This window comes from Ancalomicrobiaceae bacterium S20 (genome assembly GCA_040269895.1).
Classification (GTDB): Bacteria; Pseudomonadota; Alphaproteobacteria; order Rhizobiales; family Ancalomicrobiaceae; genus Methyloraptor; species Methyloraptor flagellatus.
In genome coordinates, this window is record CP158568.1 from 2,209,036 (window position 1) to 2,227,164 (window position 18,129).

Annotated in this window: 15 protein-coding genes; 4 read left to right on the forward strand and 11 right to left on the reverse strand. The window is 68.6% G+C overall.

Features of this window, described 5'->3' with window-relative positions; translation table 11 throughout:
* Positions 1-470: 470 nt before the first annotated feature.
* From ABS361_10050 to ABS361_10090, 9 genes are all read right to left on the reverse strand, one after another.
* On the reverse strand, positions 471-869 hold the full coding sequence (locus ABS361_10050) for a DUF2147 domain-containing protein (protein ID XBY46512.1): 399 nt from the start codon (positions 867-869) through the stop codon (positions 471-473).
* Between the two features lie 330 nt (positions 870-1,199).
* The gene (locus ABS361_10055; protein ID XBY46513.1) at positions 1,200-3,254 is read right to left on the reverse strand and encodes an NADH:flavin oxidoreductase; all 2,055 of its coding nucleotides are present in this window, start codon (positions 3,252-3,254) and stop codon (positions 1,200-1,202) included.
* Position 3,255: 1 nt separating this feature from the next.
* Positions 3,256-3,693, reverse strand: a complete 438-nt coding sequence (locus tag ABS361_10060) for a GFA family protein (GenBank protein ID XBY46514.1) — start codon at positions 3,691-3,693, stop codon at positions 3,256-3,258.
* Positions 3,694-3,858: 165 nt separating this feature from the next.
* Positions 3,859-5,997, reverse strand: a complete 2,139-nt coding sequence (locus tag ABS361_10065) for a methyl-accepting chemotaxis protein (GenBank protein ID XBY46515.1) — start codon at positions 5,995-5,997, stop codon at positions 3,859-3,861.
* A gap of 179 nt (positions 5,998-6,176) precedes the next feature.
* Positions 6,177-8,600 carry an FAD-dependent oxidoreductase gene (locus ABS361_10070; GenBank protein ID XBY46516.1) on the reverse strand — a complete coding sequence of 808 codons (2,424 nt, stop codon included), beginning with the start codon at positions 8,598-8,600 and terminating at the stop codon, positions 6,177-6,179.
* A 103-nt stretch (positions 8,601-8,703) separates the two neighbouring features.
* Entirely contained in the window at positions 8,704-9,870 is a 1,167-nt protein-coding gene (locus ABS361_10075) for an MFS transporter (GenBank protein ID XBY46517.1), read from the reverse strand.
* A gap of 51 nt (positions 9,871-9,921) precedes the next feature.
* The gene (locus ABS361_10080; GenBank protein XBY46872.1) at positions 9,922-10,146 is read right to left on the reverse strand and encodes a GNAT family N-acetyltransferase; all 225 of its coding nucleotides are present in this window, start codon (positions 10,144-10,146) and stop codon (positions 9,922-9,924) included.
* Entirely contained in the window at positions 10,065-10,373 is a 309-nt protein-coding gene (locus ABS361_10085; GenBank protein ID XBY46518.1) for a hypothetical protein, read from the reverse strand. Before ABS361_10085 ends, ABS361_10080 begins: the two co-directional genes overlap by 82 nt.
* Before the next feature lie 38 nt (positions 10,374-10,411).
* Entirely contained in the window at positions 10,412-11,998 is a 1,587-nt protein-coding gene (locus tag ABS361_10090; protein ID XBY46873.1) for a trimethylamine methyltransferase family protein, read from the reverse strand.
* A gap of 249 nt (positions 11,999-12,247) precedes the next feature.
* Between ABS361_10090 and ABS361_10095 the strand changes: the two genes are divergently transcribed.
* The 4 genes from ABS361_10095 (at position 12,248) to ABS361_10110 (ending at position 16,684) form a co-directional block, all read left to right on the forward strand.
* Complete coding sequence (locus ABS361_10095) at positions 12,248-13,357, forward strand: mandelate racemase/muconate lactonizing enzyme family protein (GenBank protein XBY46519.1); 1,110 nt, start codon at positions 12,248-12,250, stop codon at positions 13,355-13,357.
* Positions 13,358-13,423: 66 nt separating this feature from the next.
* Positions 13,424-14,392: a LysR substrate-binding domain-containing protein gene (locus ABS361_10100; GenBank protein ID XBY46520.1), complete on the forward strand. Its 969-nt coding sequence runs from the start codon at positions 13,424-13,426 to the stop codon at positions 14,390-14,392.
* A gap of 94 nt (positions 14,393-14,486) precedes the next feature.
* Complete coding sequence (locus ABS361_10105) at positions 14,487-15,680, forward strand: MFS transporter (GenBank protein XBY46521.1); 1,194 nt, start codon at positions 14,487-14,489, stop codon at positions 15,678-15,680.
* A gap of 92 nt (positions 15,681-15,772) precedes the next feature.
* Positions 15,773-16,684 carry a DMT family transporter gene (locus ABS361_10110; GenBank protein ID XBY46522.1) on the forward strand — a complete coding sequence of 304 codons (912 nt, stop codon included), beginning with the start codon at positions 15,773-15,775 and terminating at the stop codon, positions 16,682-16,684.
* A 191-nt stretch (positions 16,685-16,875) separates the two neighbouring features.
* On the opposite strand, the gene ABS361_10115 is transcribed toward ABS361_10110, so the two are convergent.
* A complete protein-coding gene (locus ABS361_10115) occupies positions 16,876-17,298 on the reverse strand; it encodes a hypothetical protein (GenBank protein XBY46523.1) in 423 nt (140 codons plus the stop codon).
* A gap of 57 nt (positions 17,299-17,355) precedes the next feature.
* A complete protein-coding gene (locus tag ABS361_10120) occupies positions 17,356-17,823 on the reverse strand; it encodes a type III secretion system chaperone (GenBank protein ID XBY46524.1) in 468 nt (155 codons plus the stop codon).
* Between the last annotated feature and the right edge of the window lie 306 nt (positions 17,824-18,129).

Consider the following 18,129-nt stretch of genomic DNA (forward strand, 5'->3'; position numbering starts at 1 on the left):
CAACCGCGTTTCGCGGCCGCCGTCCTCGTTGGTGAGGCGGGTTATAGGCCCGTCTTTTTCGCTCGTCAACAGCGTCACGAAAAAAACGGCCAGAGCTGGCGCCGCCTCGCGCAAGCTCTGGGGATAACTCACCTTTTTGGAACGATTCAGTCGGGAGAAAAGCTGGGCTTTCCGAGAATCGGACCTGATGGAACGAGTGTAGCCTCCCCGACGTGACGCTTGCATGTCGCTTTTGGCGTCAGTTGCCGCTCAATCGGCAGGCAGAAACGGCGCAAAACAGCGCCAAAGCGAGCCGTCTCACGCAAACAGGCCGCCTCATAGGCGGCCTGTCGATCTCGGCTAGGGCGGCATCCGATCAGATTGGATCGGATGCCGCCCTAGCCTACTTTTAAACGCAAGCCTTTCCGATCGGAGTGAATCACTCCGATCGGGCCTTGCTCTAGGGCGAACGGGTGGCGCGGAGCGGCGGCTCAGTCGATCCGCTTCCAGGTCGCGGACTTGCAGATGAGCCCGCCGAGCACGCAACCCGAGGTGGTCAGTGTCTTGCCGGCAAGGGTCATCTTGCCCGTGTAGGTCTTGCCATCCTCGGGGTTGAACGCCTTGCCTTCCCAGCTGTCGGCACCCGACGGCACCATATCGAAGAAGATCTGCTGGCCAACCTTGGCCTTGGCCTCGGCCTTCGGGCTCAGCCAGACGATGCTGCCGCACTGGGCCTTGCCGCAGGCGGAGAACTTGATCCGGCTCTGGCCGCTGTCGCGCTCCCAGGTGCCGCCGAGATCGGCGGCCACCGCCGGCCCGGCGGTGGCGATCACGGCCAGAGCGACCGCAAGACCACGGACATCGCCGCGAAGTTTTGAAAATCCCAACATGGCGTTTCTCCCGTTTCGGCGCGGGCGGGCATGCGCGCCGCGTCTCGATGCCCAATAGGAGCGCAACCTTCCCAATTGGTCAACGGTCATGATCGCACCCACCGACCAGGCCGGCGGCGCGCGCCGCGCGACGGGGTCGGCCGGCACGAACCTGACGCGACTGGCCGGACGCAACCGGTCCGCCGCCCGACGAGTGCCGGAGGCCGGCCGGCATCCATAGCGACCACCCGCGACGTTCACGCTCGCCGCGCATCTCGCCTCTTGCGGGGCGGGAGCATGGCCGAAGCGTGCCGAGGCAGCCACGGCCCGCCTCCGGTGCCCTGCCCCCGGTCAGAAATGCATCAGGAACCGGATCGCGTCGTAGATCGCCGCGTGGATGTTGCGCGAGGCGACCGCGTCGCCGATCCTCACCAGGGCGTAGCCGCCCTCCCCTGCTCGCGCGAACGGCAGCTCGCGGCCGCGCGCCAGCACCTCGTAGTCGACAGCGCCGCCGTTGGCCGAACCCGGCTTCAGCGCGAAGTAGAGCTCGTCCATCGGCAATGTGCCGTGCTCGACCACGACCTGGTCGGCCTCTCTCTCGACCATCCCGCCGCCGTACTCCTGCTCGAAGCGGGCGACGAGCCGGTTGCCGTCACGGCGGACGCCGCGCAGGCGCAGGTTCAGCGTGGTGGTGACGCCCTTGGCCGAGAACACCCGGAAATAGGCCGGGTAGTTGGTGCCGCCCACCTCCGGCGCCAGCGTGCGCTCGGGCGTGACGATCTCGACCTTGGCGCCGGTCTCGGCCAGGAACTCGGCCGCCGTCATGCCCGGATGGTTGCCGTTGTCGTCATAGACCAGCACCTGCGCCGCTGGCGGCACGCTGCCGGTCAGCACGTCCCACGTGGATGTAACCAGATCCTCGCCTTCGTCCAGGAACGCGGTGTTCGGGATGCCGCCGGTCGCGATCACGACCAGATCCGGCTTCTCGGCCAGCACGTCCGACGCCTCCGCCCAGGTATCGAAGCGGAACTCGGCGCCGTCGCGGGTCGCCTCGGCCATGCGCCAGTCGACCAGCCCCATGATCTCGCGCCGACGCTTCAGACCGGCGGTCACGCGCACCTGACCGCCCGGTTCGGACGCCGCCTCGAACACGACGACCTTGTGGCCGCGCGCCGCCGCGACGCGCGCCGCCTCCAGGCCCGCCGGGCCGGCGCCGACGATCACCACCTTGCGCGGCGTGTCGGTCCTGGTGGTGATCTCGTGCGGGATCATATCCTCGCGGCCGGTCGCGGCGTTGTGCACGCAGAGCGCGTCGCCGCCGTAGTAGATGCGGTCGATGCAGTAGCCCATGCCGACGCAGGGCCGGATCTGATGCTCGCGGCCGGTCGCGACCTTGCGGGCGATATGCGGATCGGCGATGTGGGCGCGGGTCATGCCGACGAGATCGAGCTTGCCGCTCTCGACGGCGTGACGGGCGGTGGCGACGTCCTGGATGCGGGCGGCGTGGAACACCGGCACCTTGGCGGTGTGGCGGACCTCGCCGGCGAAATCGAGATGCGGCGCGGAGCGGTAGCCCATGCCGGGGATGACGTGGCTCAGGGCCTCGTCGGTGTCGATGTGGCCCTTGATGACGTTGATGAAGTCGATCTGGCCCGAGCCGGCGAGCCGGCGGGCGATCTCAAGGCCCTCGGCCTTCGACAGGCCGCGGTCCCAATCCTCGTCGCAGACCATGCGCGTGCCGACGATGAAATCCGACCCGACGCGCTCGCGGATCGCGGCGAGCACCTCCATGCCGAAGCGCATGCGGTTCTCCAGCACGCCGCCGTAGTCGTCGTCGCGGGTATTGGTCGCCGGCGACCAGAACTGGTCGATCAGATGGCCGTACATCTCCAGCTCGATGCCGTCCATGCCGCCGGCCTTCACGCGCTCGGCCGCATCGGCATAGGCCTTGATCACGCGCGTGATGTCCCAGTCCTCCATCGCCTTCGGAAAGGCGCGGTGGGCCGGCTCGCGCACGGCCGAGGGCGCGATCACCGGCAGCCAGTCGGCCTTGTTCCAGCCGGTGCGGCGGCCGAGATGGGTGACCTGGATCATCACATGGGCGCCGTGCTCGTGGACCTCGTCGGTCAGTTCCTTGAGCCAGCGCACCACCTCGTCCTTGTAGAGCAGGATGTTGCCGAAGGCCTCGGGGCTGTCGGAGGCGACGACCGAGGAGCCGCCGATCATGGTCAGCGCGATGCCGCCCTTGGCCTTCTCGGCATGGTAGCGGCGGTAGCGCTCGGTCGGCATGCCGTTCACGGTGTAGAACGGCTCGTGCGCCGTCGACATGAAGCGGTTGCGGAAGACGAGATGCTTCAGGTGGTAGGGCTGTAGCAACGGGTCTTTCGACGAAACGGCCATGTTCATGTCAGAGATCCTCGGGATAGAGCGGCATGTCGGTGGGAAGGTCGTAGTAGTCGCCCTTCACATCACAGAAGATGTGGGCGACGGTGGTCAGTCCGCTCGGGCCGTCGATGGAGCCGGCGGTGATGTAGATGCTGTCCGCGCCGTCCTCGCGCCAGAACAGATTGCCGCCACAGGTCCGGCAGAACCCGCGCGAGACGGTGGGTGACGAGCGATACCAGGCGAGGCTCGCCTGCTCGACGAGGTCGAAGCGCGCGAGCGGCGCGTGGGTCATGGCGGCGAAATGGCCGCTGGTCTTGTGGCATTGCCCGCAGTGGCAGGCGACGACATCGGCGAGAGCGCCACGGACGCGCCAACGGACGCCGCTGCACAGACAGCCGCCGCATGGAAAGGCGCCTTCGTGCTTTCCGGGCGCCTGCGCGCCTGCCGTGCCGGTCGTCATGACCGCTGTCCTCCACGCGGGCGGCGCGCCGTCGCGCGACTCCACCGGTATCGAACCTGCACCGCTGGACGCGAAACCGCTATCGCGGAGCCGACATACGAGAACGGCGCGCGACATGGGTCGCGCGCCGTCCGCGGTCTTCTCAGGGGGAGACGAGAGGGCCGGTCAGGCGGCCAGCAACTGGTCGAGGAAGCTCTTCAGGCCCTCGCGCAGATGTTGCGCTTCGGCACCGAGAGCGCGCGAGCGATCGGCGACGTGGCGCGCGGCCGTATCGGTCGAGCCGACCGCCTGCGACACATCGGCGATGTTGGCCGAGACGATCTGGGTGCCCTGGGCGGCGTTCTGGGTCGCGCGGGCGATCTCGCTGGTCGCGGCGCTCTGCTCCTCGACGGCCGAGGCGACCGAGCCGACGGCCTGGCCGATGTCGTCGACGACGTGCCGGATCTTGCCGATCGCGTCGACCGCCTCCTTGGTCGCGGCACGCATGGCCTCGATCTGGGCGGCGATCTCCTCGGTCGCGCGGGCGGTCTGACCGGCGAGACCCTTGACCTCGCCGGCGACGATGGCGAAGCCGCGGCCGGCCTCGCCGGCACGCGCGGCTTCGATGGTCGCGTTGAGGGCGAGCAGGTTGGTCTGTTCGGCGATCGACTGGATGATGTCGACCACGGTGCCGATCTTGGCCGCAGTGCCGGCGAGCGACTCCACGATCGCGTGGGTCGACTCGGCGTGACGGTCGGCCTCGGTGGCGATCGAGCCGGAACGCTGGATCAGCTGCGACACTTCGCGGATCGAGGTGAACAGCTGATCCGAGGCGGCGGCGACCGAACGGACGTCGGCGCTGGCGGCCTCGGAGGCGTCGGCGACGGTCGCGGAGCGGTCGCGCGACTGGTTGGCGAGCTTCTCCATGTCCTGCGCCGAGCGCTCGAGCTCGACGGCGGCGCGGGCCACCGCCTCGACGGTGACGCCGACGCGGTCCTCGAAGTCGCGGGCGAGCAGGCGCGTCATCTCGCGACGCTGCTCCTCGCGCTCGACGCGCTCGCGCTCGGCGGCTTCAGCCCGGCGGATCGCATCGCCCGCGGTCTGCTCGCGGATCATCTCGACCGCGCGGGCGATCTCGCCGATCTCGTCGGAGCGGTTGCGGCCGGCGATCTCCTCCGAGAGGCTGCCGCCGGCGATGGCGCGCAGCGCCACGGTCAACCGGTTGATCGGCCGCACCACGCCGCGGGCGGCGAGCAGGCCGAGAATGGTGGCACCGCCGAGGATCAGCGCGGCCGACATCATCATGTTGCGGCCGACGGTGTTGGCGGCGCTGAGCGCCTCGTCGAGCGACTGCTCGGCATAGATGCCCCACTTGGCGCCGAGCACGTCGGTTTCCGAACGGGCGGCCAGATAGGTGGCGCCGTCATGAACGAAGGTGGTCTTGCCGTTGGCTTCCGCCAGACCGAAGTCGGCGACCGAAAGGCCGGCCGTGGGCTTGGCGGACAGGGGCGCATTCGAACGCAGCACGCCGTCGGCACCGACCGCGACGGTCTCGCCGGTTTCACCGAGGCCGTCGCGCGACTTCATCACACGGTCGAACAGCGAGGGACCGATGCGCACCACCACGAAGCCGGCCCGCTCGTTGGCCTGCGCCTCGCCCATGGCGACGTTCGCCTTGCGCACGATCGGGGTCGCGACAAAGGCTGCCGGCCGGCCGCCGTCCGGCGCGTAGGCCTTGAAGTCGATGTAGGTGATGTCCTGGTCGCCGCCGGTCTTCAGCTTGTCCCAGACCTGCGCGAGCGGCGTCGCGGCGAGCGACGGATCGCTGATCGGCTTGCCGAACTCCGGGCCCTTGTTGGCGGTGTAGACGACCCGGCCGTTGCGGTCGAACAGCAGCACGTCGTCGTAGCCACCCTGTTCGAGGCCGGTGATCACCGCCGGATGCAGCTTGGAGTGCCGGAGGCCGTACATCGTGCCGCTCTTGGCACCGTCGAGCGCGCGGCGGTCGGCGACCGAAGCACCGTCGAAGCTCTCGCGGTTCTTGGCGAATTCCTGATTGCGACCGTCGATCGTCTCCTCGAGGTCGCCGATGTTTCCAGCAATCATCCGGTTGCTGGCGAGGTTGGCAACCTCGGTCTTGAGCCGATCGGCGATCAGCGACAGCGCGATACCGCGCGACTGCGCTGCCAGTTCGAGACGCTGGATCGCGGCCGCTTCGAGGCTCGTCTGCGCTCCGTACCATCCGATCGCGCCCATGATGGCGGAGCTGCCGAGCGCAAGGCCGATCAGGGACAACGGAAGGCGGACTGACAGGGTCTTCAACATATGCAGCGACTCCTCAAGACAATAATAAGCTACGTGGGGAAAGTGTCCCGAACGTTAAGCAATCAGCCGTCTGAGGATTGCCTGCCGCGACAGAGTGCCGCCGCGGAATATATGTAAAATTGAGAATGCATGGAGCCGGCCGGTCCGAGCCGGCTCCCCGATTGCTTTCGAGCCCAGGGTCAACCGCGCATGCGCAACCCCTTGGGATCGAACAACGGCTCGGTCAGAGCTCGCGCCGACCGGCGTTCGCCGATGATCTCGATTTCGTACGGCGCGGCGAAATCATGCGCCGCCGCCTCGACATAGCCGAGCGCCACCGAGGCGTTGGAGGCGTGGGCATAGCCGCCCGAGGTGACCCAGCCGACGACCTTGCCGTCGCGCCAGACCGGCTCGTCGCCGATCACGTCGGCGTCGAGCGCGTCGACGACGAAGGTCGTCAGGATCCGCTCCCGCCCCTTGTCGCGCGCGGCGAGCAGCGCGTCGCGGCCGACGAAGTCGGCCTTCTGGATCGAGACGAAGCGGTCGAGCCCGGCCTCCCACGGCGTATAGATCGGCCGGTACTCGCGCGACCACGAGCCGAAGCTCTTCTCGAGCCGGAGCGCATTGAGCGCGCGGGCGCCGAACGGCTTTGCTCCGAACTCCGCGCCGGCGGCGAGGAGCAGGTCGAACAGGCCGCGCAGATGCTCGGGCTTCACCCAGATCTCGTAACCGAGGTCGCCCGTGTAGGTGACGCGGCCGACCAGCGCAGGGAACGGACCGACGTCGAACTCGGCGACATCCATGAACTTCATCGTCGCCGCCGAGACATCGCGGCCGGCGATCTTGGCGAGCAGATCGCGCGCCTTCGGGCCGGCGATCTGGATGCCGGTCAGGCCGAGGCCCAGCGCCCGGACCGCGACATTCGCCGGCGCATGCGCCAGGAACCAGCGCATGTGATAGGCCTCGGCGAGGCCGGAGCCGAAGATCATGTAGCGGTCGTCGGCGAGGCGGGCGACGGTGAAGTCGCCGATCAGCTTGCCCGCGGGGTTCAGCATCGGCGTCAGCACCATGCGGCCGACCGCGGGCAGGCGGTTCGGCAGCAGCCGGTCGAGGAAGGCCTCCGCGCCGGCGCCGGTCACTTCATACTTGGCGAAGTTGGAGATCTCGAGCAGGCCGACGCCCTCGCGCACATTGCGCGCCTCGGCGCCGACGTGGTCGAAGTCGGTCGAGCGCCGGAACGAGAATTCGTCCTTGGCCTCGGCCTTCGACGGCGCGAACCAGAGCGCGTGTTCGAGCCCCTGACTGTCGCCCATCACGCCGCCCATCTCGACGAGCCGGTCATAGATCGCGGTCGTGCGGAACGGGCGGGCGGCCGGCAGTTCCTCGTTCGGGAAGCGGATCCGGAAGCGGCGGGCGTAGTTCTCGCGCACCTTCGCATTGGTGTGGCCGAGCGTGGTCCAGTCGCCGTAGCGCGCGACGTCCATGCCGAACACGTCGAAGCCCGGATCACCATCGACGATCCAGTTCGACAAGGCGAGGCCGACGCCGCCGCCCTGGCTGAAGCCGGCCATGACGCCGCAAGCGACCCAGTAGTTGCGCAGGCCCTTGATCGGGCCGACCAGCGGATTGCCGTCGGGCGCGAAGGTGAAGGGGCCGTTGATGATGCGCCGGATGCCGGCGTTGGCGAAGGCCGGGAAGTGTTCGAAGCCGACCTCGAGCGACGGCGCGATGCGGTCGAGGTCCGGCTCCAGCAGCTCATGGCCGAACGACCACGGCGTCTCCTTCTCCGACCAGGGCTTGCAGGCCTTCTCGTAGGTGCCGAGCAGCATGCCGCCACGCTCCTGGCGGGTGTAGATCTCGCCCTCGAAGTCGAGCGCGGTGATCACCTCCTTGCCGGTCGAGGCGTTGATCTCGGCGACCTCGGGCATGTCCTCGGTCAGGAGGTACATGTGCTCCATGGCGAGGATCGGCAGTTCGAGCCCGACCATGCGGCCGCACTCGCGCGCCCACAGGCCGCCGGCGTTGACGATGTGCTCGGCATGCACGGTGCCCTGTTCGGTCACGACGTCCCAGGTGCCGTCGGCGCGCTGGATCGTGTCGATCACGCGGTTGCGGAGCACGATCTCGGCGCCCTTCAGCCGCGCCGACTTGGCATAGGCGTGGGTGGTGCCATAGGGGTCGAGGTGGCCCTCGAAGGGGTCGTACATCGCCCCGACGAACTTGCTCTCGTCGATCAGCGGCATCAGCTTCTTGGCCTCGGCGGCCGAGATGATCTCGGTGTGCATGCCGAGATAGCGGCCCTTGGCGTGGGCCATCTTGAGCCAGTCCATGCGCTCCTTGGTGCCGGCGAGCATGACGCCGCCGGTCAGGTGCAGGCCGCAGGACTGACCGGAGAGCTCCTCGATCTCCTTGTAGAGCTCGACCGTGTACTGCTGCAGCTTGGCGACGTTCGGGTCGCCGTTCAGCGTATGAAAGCCGCCGGCGGCATGCCAAGTCGAGCCGGAGGTCAGTTCCGACCGCTCGATCAGCATGACATCGGTCCAGCCACGCTTGGTCAGGTGATAGAGCACCGAACAGCCGACGACACCGCCGCCGATCACGACAACACGAGCCGAGGATTTCATGGAACGCTGACCTCTTGCAGGATAACGGCGCGCGAACGCGATCGAGCGAGCGTCGCAAGCGCGACGCCGGCTCGACAGGTCCCCGTGCGGGAAGACGGAAGAGTTAGTTGACGCGCGGGCCTCGCGCGCTTCGCGCCTTGGCGCCCATCGCGATCGAGATCGCCAGCGCCACGGCGAAGAGCAGCGTGAAGCCGCCGAAGGCGAGCGCGAAGGAGAAGCGCTCGACCGCGACGCCGAACAGCGCCGGCATCGGCGCGCGCGGCAGCGCGGTCACGAGCGTCACCACCGCCAGCGCCGCCGAGGCCGCCAGCCCTGACGACGTCACGGCGAGCGCGAAACTGCAGGGGACGATCGAGGCCGTGCCCATGCCGATCAGCGCGAAGCCGACCACGCTCGGCCAGAAGCCGGCACCGTAGGCGACGATGCCGAAGCCGGAGATCGCCACCACCAGTGAGACATTGACCAGCCGGGCATCGCCGAGCCGGGCGCGCAGCCGGTCGGCGAAGACGCGGATGCTCCATTGGAAGCCTGCGAAGAAGGCCGCGCCGGTCCCTGCGATCGCCGCGAGCCGGGGCGCCTCGGTCGCCAGCAGCGACGACGACCACATGATCGCCGCCAGTTCGCCGGCCATGGAAATGCCGGCGACCAGTCCGATCGCGACCAGCACCCAGGAGAAGCGCGAGGATCCGGCCGCCCGCGTCATGGTGCGTCCGCCGTCGTGCGGCCGCTCCGGCGTGCCGCGCCAGACGAGCACGACCGCCGCCAGATGCAGCACCACCGCGAGAGCCGAGATCGACCAGGGTCCAAGCGTGGTGACGAGCAGGCTCGACGGGATGGCCGAGACCGCGATGCCGCCCGAGGCCATCGCATGCAGGCCGGCGAGCACCGGCCGGCGCTGGTCGTGCTCCACCGCGACGCCCTCGGCATTCATGATCAGGTCGACCGTGCCGGCGAAGATGCCCATGACCGTCAGCGCGATCATGAACCAGAGCGGATCGCGCGCGAAAAACAGCCCGACCAGCGTGGCGCCCAGCGTCGGGACCGAGACGAGCAGGATGCGGCGCAACGAGATCCGGCGCGCGATGACGCCGGCAAAGGACATCGCGGCCAGATAGCCGACGATGAACAGCGTGAAACCGATGCCGAGCTGTGCCGGCGACACGTGCGCCGCGGCGGCAACCGTCGGCACGGCGCCCGACCACAGGCCGAGCACGGTGCCGAACACGAAAAACACCGCGCGAACGGCGCCGATGGGCGTCGAGATGGCCAAGCGTTGTGATCCTCGGCTCGTGTTTCGGGGCTCCGTACACGAATCCCCCCCTCAGAGCTTCAGATCATAAGTCACCCACGCCGTCTCCGCGGCGACGGCGTCATACACTTTGCGCGCACGAGCATTGTCCCTGGCGGTGATCCAGCGGATCACGCTCCAGCCGCGCGCGCGGCCTTCCGCGGCGATGGCCGCGATCAGCGCCTGCGCCGCGCCCGAGCCACGCGCGGAGGCATCGACGAACAGATCGTCGAGAAACCCGCCGGTCGTCGCCGACAGCGGCCGGGCGAAGGGCGGAAATGCGCGAGCCCGACCGGCTCGCCGTCGGCGCCGATCGCGACGATGCCGTTCACCTCGTGGGCCGGATCCATGATCCAGGACCAGACGCGCGCGCGCATCTCCGCGGTCTGCGCGACGCGGTAGAATGCGGCATAGCCGGCATAGAGCCGTTCCCAGGCGGGCCGATGGCCCTCGGCCAGGGGCTCGATGCGGATGGCAGCGGTCACGGCGGCTCCTCTCTCGGTCGGCTCGGTCGTCGGTCCGCTCAGTAGTCGGTCGGCGCGCCGCCCTCGGCCTTGCGGCGGGCGACGAAGGCCTCGAGCTCCTCGCGGACAGCCGGATCGATCGGCGGCGGCGTGTAGGCCGCGAGCTTCTCGCGATAGAGCGCCTCGGCCTTGTCGTAGGCGGTGGGCGATCCGGCCTCGCGCCAGGTCTCGTAGTTGCGCCAGTCGGAGATCATCGGCGAGAAGAACGCGGTCCGGTAGCGCGACTGCGTGTGCGCGCAGCCGAAGAAGTGGCCGCCGGGACCGACCTCGCGGATCGCCTCCAACGCCAGCTCCTCCGGATCGACCTTCACGGGCTTCAGGAACTCGGCGACCATGCCGAGCAGGTCGGCGTCGAGCACCATCTTCTCGAACGAGGCATGCAGCCCGCCTTCCATCCAGCCGGCGCCGTGCATGAGCAGGTTCACGCCGCCCATGATCGCGCCCCAGAGCGAGAAGACGCTCTCATAGGCCGCCTGCGCGTCGACCGTGTTGGCCGCGCAGGCGTTCGACGAGCGGTACGGCAGGCCGTAGCGCCGGGCGAGCTGGCCGCCGAGCAGCGCCGACTTCATGTATTCCGGCGTGCCGAAGGCCGGGGCGCCGGACTTCATGTCGACGTTGGAGGTGAAGCCGCCGTAGACGAACGGGCTCCCCGGACGCACGGTCTGGGCGACGACAAGACCGGCGAGCGCCTCGGCGTTCTGCTGGGCGACCGCGCCGGCGATCGTGACCGGGGCCATCGCCCCCGCCAGCGTGAACGGCGTCAGCACCACGACCTGGTTCGCGGTCGCCATGCGGATGATGCCTTCGAGCATCGGACCGTCGAGGCGCAGCGGCGAGGACGAGTTGATGATCGTGAAAACCGACGGCTCGAGCTCGAGCTGTTCCTTCGAGATGCCGCGCGCGATGCGGGTCATCTCGAGGCCGTCGAGATTGCGCTCGGTGCCGAGCGAATAGGCGTGGATCGGCTTGTCCGACAGCGTCAGCATGGCGAAGAGCGCGTCGAGATGCCGGATCGAGGCGTGGATATCGGCCGGCTCGACCGGATAGCCGCCCCACAGATGCACCTGATCGAGGCTGTGGCCGAGCCGGATCAGGCTCTCGTAGTCGACCATGTTGCCGGGGCGCCGGCCGCCGGCGCGGTCGGCGGCGTTCGGGGCGCTGGCGACGGCGCAGAAGGCGACATGATCACCGCCGATCTTGAGGCTGCGGGCGGGATTGCGCGCATGCAGCGTGAAGGAGCGCGGCGCGAGGCCGATCATCGAGGTGACCAGGCCGCGATCGAAGCGGACGCGGTTCGAGTTCGGATCGACGTCGGCGCCGGCCGCCTTGACGAGCTGCTTGGCGCCCTCGTGCAGGAAGTCGATGCCGATCTCTTCCAGGATGATCAGCGAGGCCTCGTGGATCGCCTCGAGTTCGTCCTCGGAGACCGCCGGCACCGGCTGCATCCGGAGCCGCGGCTGCTCGAAGGCCGCCGTCGGCGCATGGGCGCGCTGGCGCTCCTCGCGGCCGCGGCGGCGCGGCCGGTCGGTGGCTTCGGCCGAAGCGGCCATCGCGGGATCGCTCGAAGTCAGGTCGTTCGCAGTCACGCCGGTCGCAGTCACGGGGCCTGTTTCCTCGGGGTCGCCTGGAGCAGTCGTTCGGGACGAGCGGGCGCTCCTCGCCCGCCTCCGATCCTGCACCGTGACGCGGCGGCGGCGGCCTGGGAAGGGGCGATCTGCACGCATCGCTTTTTTGGATCAGCGCATTCGATAAAGGCCGCATCCGGCCAGCCCGGGTTCCGCTAGACCTTGTCGCTGGAATGCAACCAGCTCCAGCACGAGGCGGAGAACGGCGCCATGAAGATCACCGGCATCGAGATCACCCATCACCGACTGCCGCTCGATCCGCCGTTCAACGCCAGTTGGGACACCAAACCGCGCGTGCATTTCGATGCCACGATCGTGCGGGTGACCACCGACGAGGGGCTGACCGGCGTCGCCTCGGGCGACACGATGACCGGCTTCGCCGGCCACGAGCCCTTCTTCATCGGCCAGGATCCGCTGGCGATCGAGCGGCACTACCGGATCCTGTCGAACATCCAGTTCCACTACGGCCGGTGCTGGCCGCTCGACCTCGCGCTCTGGGATCTCGCCGGCAAGATCACCGGCCAGCCGGTGTGGAAACTCGCCGGCGGTCTCTCCAACACCGTCCGCGCCTACGCCTCCTCCGGAACGTTGCGCGCACCGGACCAGCTCGCCGATCTCGCCGAGCAGTTCCTCGCCCGCGGCTTCAAGGCCATGAAGATCCGCTTCCATCGCGGCGACTGGAAGAAGGACATCGCGGCGCTCGAAGCCGTACGCGCCCGGGTCGGCGACCGGCTCGACCTGATGGTCGACTGCAATCAGGGTTGGCGCATGTCGTGGGACGCCTATGCGCCGTGGTCGCTCAAGGACGCGATCAAGGTCGCGCGCGAGCTCGAACGCATCGGGGCCTATTGGATGGAGGAGCCGCTGCACCGCTCCGACCGCGAGGGCATGCGGCGGCTGCGCGAGATGACCGACGTGCGCATCGCCGGCGGCGAGATGACGCGCGAACTCTACGAGTTCCGCGACCTGATCCGCGACGGCTGTCTCGACGTGATCCAACCCGACGCCGCCCTCGTCGGCGGTATCACCGGGCTCAGGCGCGTCGCCCATATGGCGCAGGAGAACAACCTCGTCTTCACGCCCCATACGTGGACGAATGGCATGGGGGTCGTCGCAAATGCGCATCTGACCGCCGCCTGCTGCGATGCGCCCTATCTCGAATTCCCCTACGATCCGCCGGAATGGAGTCTCGCGCGCCGCGATTTCATGATGGCCGAACCGCTCGACGTCGATGCGGAGGGCAACATCGTGCTCTCCGACGCGCCGGGTCTCGGCTACGCGCTCGACGAGGCGACGCTGGCGAAGACGCGCATCGGCTGACGACCGGCACCCGCCGTTCGCCGGCCGCCGGGCTGCGCGGCCCGAGGGGAACGGACGGGAGGACGCATGGATCGCCGCTGGCTGCCGCTCAATGCCCTGCGCGCCTTCGAGGCCGCAGGGCGCCACAAGGGTTTCACCGCCGCGGCGCAGAGCCTGCTCGTCTCGCAATCGGCGGTGAGCCGGCACGTCATCGGGCTCGAAGACCTCATCGGCGTCGCGCTGTTCGACCGCAAGCCGCACCAGCTCGCGCTGACCGAGCCGGGCCGCCGGCTGCTGCCGGTCGTGACCAAGGCGTTCGACCGCATCGACGAGGCGCTTGAGGAGATCATCCGAGAACGCGGCACGCGCCGGCGCTCGATCCGGATCGCGCTGCCGCACACGTTCGCACATCAGCTCGCCGTGCCGATCCTCAAGGATTTTCGCGCCGAACACCCCGACATCGCCATCGACATCGACAGTCGCCTCGGCGCCGGGCCGACCGAGCGCGGCGCCGACGTGTCGGTGATCTACTCCGAGCCGCGCGTCACCGACCGCGTGCTCGACCTGCTCTGGATGGTGCGGCTGACGCTGGTCTGCCACCCGTCCGTCGTGGAGCGCACGCCGCCGACCGACATAGCGTCGTTCATCGCCGCGAACGACCTCCTGCATGTCCGGCTCGACGACCGGTCGCGCACCTATCTCTGGGAAATCTACACCCGCCACGCCGGCTGTCCGGAGGCGAAGGTCGATCGGGGGCTCGTGTTCGACACCGCGCAGATGGCGGTGCTCTATGCGCTGTCGGGCGAGGGCCTGGCGCTCGTCGATCCGCTGCTGTTCCAGGACGAGATCGCCAGCGGCAAACTGGTCCGACCTTTCGATATTTCCATGGACGACGGCTATGGCTACTACCTTGCCATACATCCGGACGATCTCGGCGATACCGCCGTCTCGGTCTTCCGTTCCTGGCTGATTCGCCGGTTCTCTCAGCCACCGTTCAACGACCGTATCGCCCTCACCTCGACCGCCGCCGTTCCGGCCGCGCCGACCGCCGACTGATTTCCCATTCCCTAGCGAGATCGCGCGTCGCCCGCGCCGGCCCCGCCCCCTCGTCCCGCCGATTGTCCCGCCCCTGTCCCGGAGTGCCGTTCCCGTGGCCCTGCCCGCCGTCTATCGTTCCGTCGCCGCTCTGCTCGTGTCCGTCACCTTCTTCGTGATGGGCGGTGGCCTGCTCACCACCATCATCCCGCTCGGCGGGCGAGCGCACGGCTTCTCGGAACGCGAACTGGGCGCGATCGGGTCGTGCTATTTCGCCGGCATGCTGATCGGCGCGCTGATCAATCCGCTCGCGGTGCGCCACTCCGGCCATGCGCGCGCCTTCGTCGGCTCGATCGCGATCTCGGTGATCGCGACGCTGATCCTGCCGGTGTTCCAGTCGCCGATCGCCTGGATGATGTCGCGCGGCCTGATCGGCTTCGCCTTCGCCGGGCTCTACGCCACGGTCGAAGGCTGGTTGCAGGGCAAGGCCGACAACAAGACGCGCGGCAGCGTGCTGGCGCTCTATTCGGTCACGCAGTACGGCGGCTGGGCGATCGGCAATCAGCTCGTCCATCTCGACGAGCCGACCTCTTTCGTCCTCTATTCGATTGCCGCGGCGGCGCTGACCGCGGGCATCCTGCCGCTGGTCGTCACCACCCAGGAGCCGCCCGAGCGGCCGGCGACGCCGAAGCTGCCGTTCCTTTGGTTGATCCGGACCGCGCCGATCGGCGTCGTCTCGGTGTTCCTGATCGGCGCGGCGAACGGGCCGTTCTGGTCGCTGGTGCCGGTCTATGCCGCCACGCTCGGCTATACGCCGGATCAGGTTGCGGTGTTCGTCACCTTCATCACGCTCGGATCCGCGGCGCTGCAGATCCCGATCGGGCGCGTCTCCGACCGGTTCGACCGCCGTCTGGTGTTGATCGCGCTCGTGCTGAGCGCCGCGACCATCGAGATGGCGCTGGCGCGCTTCGGCGGTGCGTTGCCGTTCTGGGGCCTGCTCGCGACCGGTTTCGCGCTCGGCACCGTCCTGTCGACGCCCTACTATGTCGCGACCGCCCATACCAACGACCGCGCCGGCCGCACCCAGGCGGTCGGCGTCGCGGCGGTGCTGCTGTTCGCCTATTGTGTCGGCGCCATCATTGGCCCGCTGACGGCGGCGGAAGGCATCCGGCGCTTCGGGCCGGGTGCGCTGCATGTCCATAATGCCATCGTTCACGCCACGATCGCCGCCTTCGTGCTCTATCGCACGCTGGTGCGCGCGGCGCCGGAACGGCGGCCCGAAACCCCGCAGGTGCGTCCGCCGGCGTGAGCCGCACGCTCCCCGCTTCCGTCTTCCGCCGCTTGCCCCCACCGTCCGATCCCGCTCCGATCCCGCCCATTCGACCCTGAAAGGCCGCTCCCTTGTCCGCCCTCGCTCCCGCCGTTCCGATGCCGCGCCTCGTCGGCCCGATCCTCGCGCTCTCGGCCGGCGTGCTGTGGAGTTTCGGCTCGCTCGCCGTCAAGCTCGCCGAGGATGCCGATCCGTTCCAGTATCTGGTCTGGCGCTCGCTCGGGCTGGTGGTCGCGCTCGAACTCCTGTCGCGGGCGCAGCGCGGGCCGGGGCTTCTGCCGCGCCTCGCCTCGCTCGACAAGCTCGGCTGGATCGGTGCCGCCGGCCTCGGGCTCGCGGCGGTCGCCTTCATCTTCGCGCTGAAGACCACGACGGTCGCCAATGCCGTGCTGTTCTCCTCGACCGCGCCGCTGATCTCGGCCGCGATCGGCCGCGTGGCTCTCGGCGAGAAGATCGGCGTCGCCGGCACGATCGCGATCACGCTCGGCCTATCGGGCCTCGCAGTGATGACGGGAGGCGATCTCGGCGGCGGCGCGATCATCGGCAATGTCGCGGGCTTCCTGTCCGCGCTCGGCTTCGCGACCTATGCCGTCGCGGTCCGGTTGGCGCAGGGCCGCGACTGGACGCCTGCGCTGTCGGGCTACGGCGTGCTGACGGTCGTCGTCTGCGTCGCGGCTTCGTTGATGAACGGCCGGCCGCTGGTCGTGCCGCCGATCGACATCGGCCTCGCGGTCGTGCACGGCGCGGTGCTGATCGGCATCGGCACGCTGTTGTTCAACCGCGCCTCGCGCGTGGTGCCGGCGGTCGGCCTGACCGTGCTCGCTCAGTCGGAGACGGTGTTCGCGCCGCTATGGGTCTATCTGGCGCTCGGCGAGACGCCGAAGGCGACCACCCTGATCGGCGGCGGCCTCGTGCTGGCCGCGATCCTGATCAAGGCACTGGCAAAGCCGCCGCAGCCGGACGAAACCGCGGCGGTGGGGTGACGGGCCACGGCCGCGATCGTGGTCGACAGCCGTGCGACCATGCGAGTCACCCTTTGAACGCGGGCCGATGGCGTCGTGTCGGTGTTCGCCGGCGACACGACGCTCGGTCCCCGCGTTCGCTCCGCCGAACTCGGTCGCTCGGTGGCGGACCACGGTTCAGGAGTGCGCGTCGCCCGTATGCGGGCCGCGGATCAACCGCCGCTGCGGAAGTCGTTTGCGAGTGCGAGCATGTGGCGCGCGTCGCTGACTTTCAACGCCTTCATGTCGATGTCCTGCTCCCGCATCGTCCTGATCACGCGACGGGCAACGTCGGGGAAGTCGCGCTTCAACGCATCGACGAGAACCTTCGAACCCGCCTTCTGCCGATCGCTCATCCGATTATAGGCGGAATCTGGCTTACGGCCGAGCATCGCGTCTTCGAGCGTTTCCCGCTTGGGGCTGCTGAACAGTTTGGTCAGGGCCGTCTTCAGCGCGCCGAACCGGCCGGAGACATGGAGATCACGAATGCCGTCGTGCTGAATGTGCTTGCTGCTCTTGAGGCCGTGCATATCGCCGACCATGTGATCCAGCGAATAGCCCTGAATCTTCCGCCCAACATCCATCGGCGTACGCATTTCGAAATCCTCCGCTTCGAACGAAAAGTGGGTCGCTTGCTCGTGATCCCGCGTCGGTCAGACGCGCATCATGGTCTCGGAACCGAGTTCCGACAGAGCGTCGGTCCGGTCGGCCTTCTGGCCGAGAACCATCTCTCGCCATCCGGCGACACGCTCCGCGAACGCCGCGATCGCAGCGATCAGCAGGTCCTCGGTGAGAACCGACACCGCAATCGCGCAGATCGCGGCAGCGGAACCGTCTTCGGGGTCGATGACGATCGCGGTTCCGTCGGTCTCGCGCCACATCCAACCGTAGCGCAGCGCGAGTGCATTGAATTCGGCCGACCACACGTCGGACGGAACGCCGAGATCCGCGTCGAGAACAATGACCTCGCGGTTTTCGTCGTAGGAGAGGTCGATGCGGGTCTTCTCGTCGAGCGCGACGGCCCAGGTGGAACCGGCCTCGAACTCGACCACGGCCGCGAAATCTGCCTTCGGTCCAATCGCGGCTACGAGGTTAGAAAGCTTGTCCTTCATCGATTCCATGCCGGGCTCCACCGTCCGATTGGTTCGTGCGGACGATATTTAGCCCCGCCGTCGGCGCACGGTGTGTCGGGCATGACAGGTCGGCAAATGCTCGCGGCTTTCCGGCCGGCCGGGGCGACCCGGACGAGGGGAACAGCCCCCTCTTTCTCCACGCAGCCTCATGGTGAGGTGCCGGCCGGGAGGCCGGCCTCGAACCACGAGGCGGTCCACCGGCACGGCGCCGCAAGGAGCGCGTGGCCGAGCGGTGCCGTCGCCTCGTGGTCCGAGGCTCGGCTCGCGCCTCGCCGTGAGGCGAAACGGGGGGTG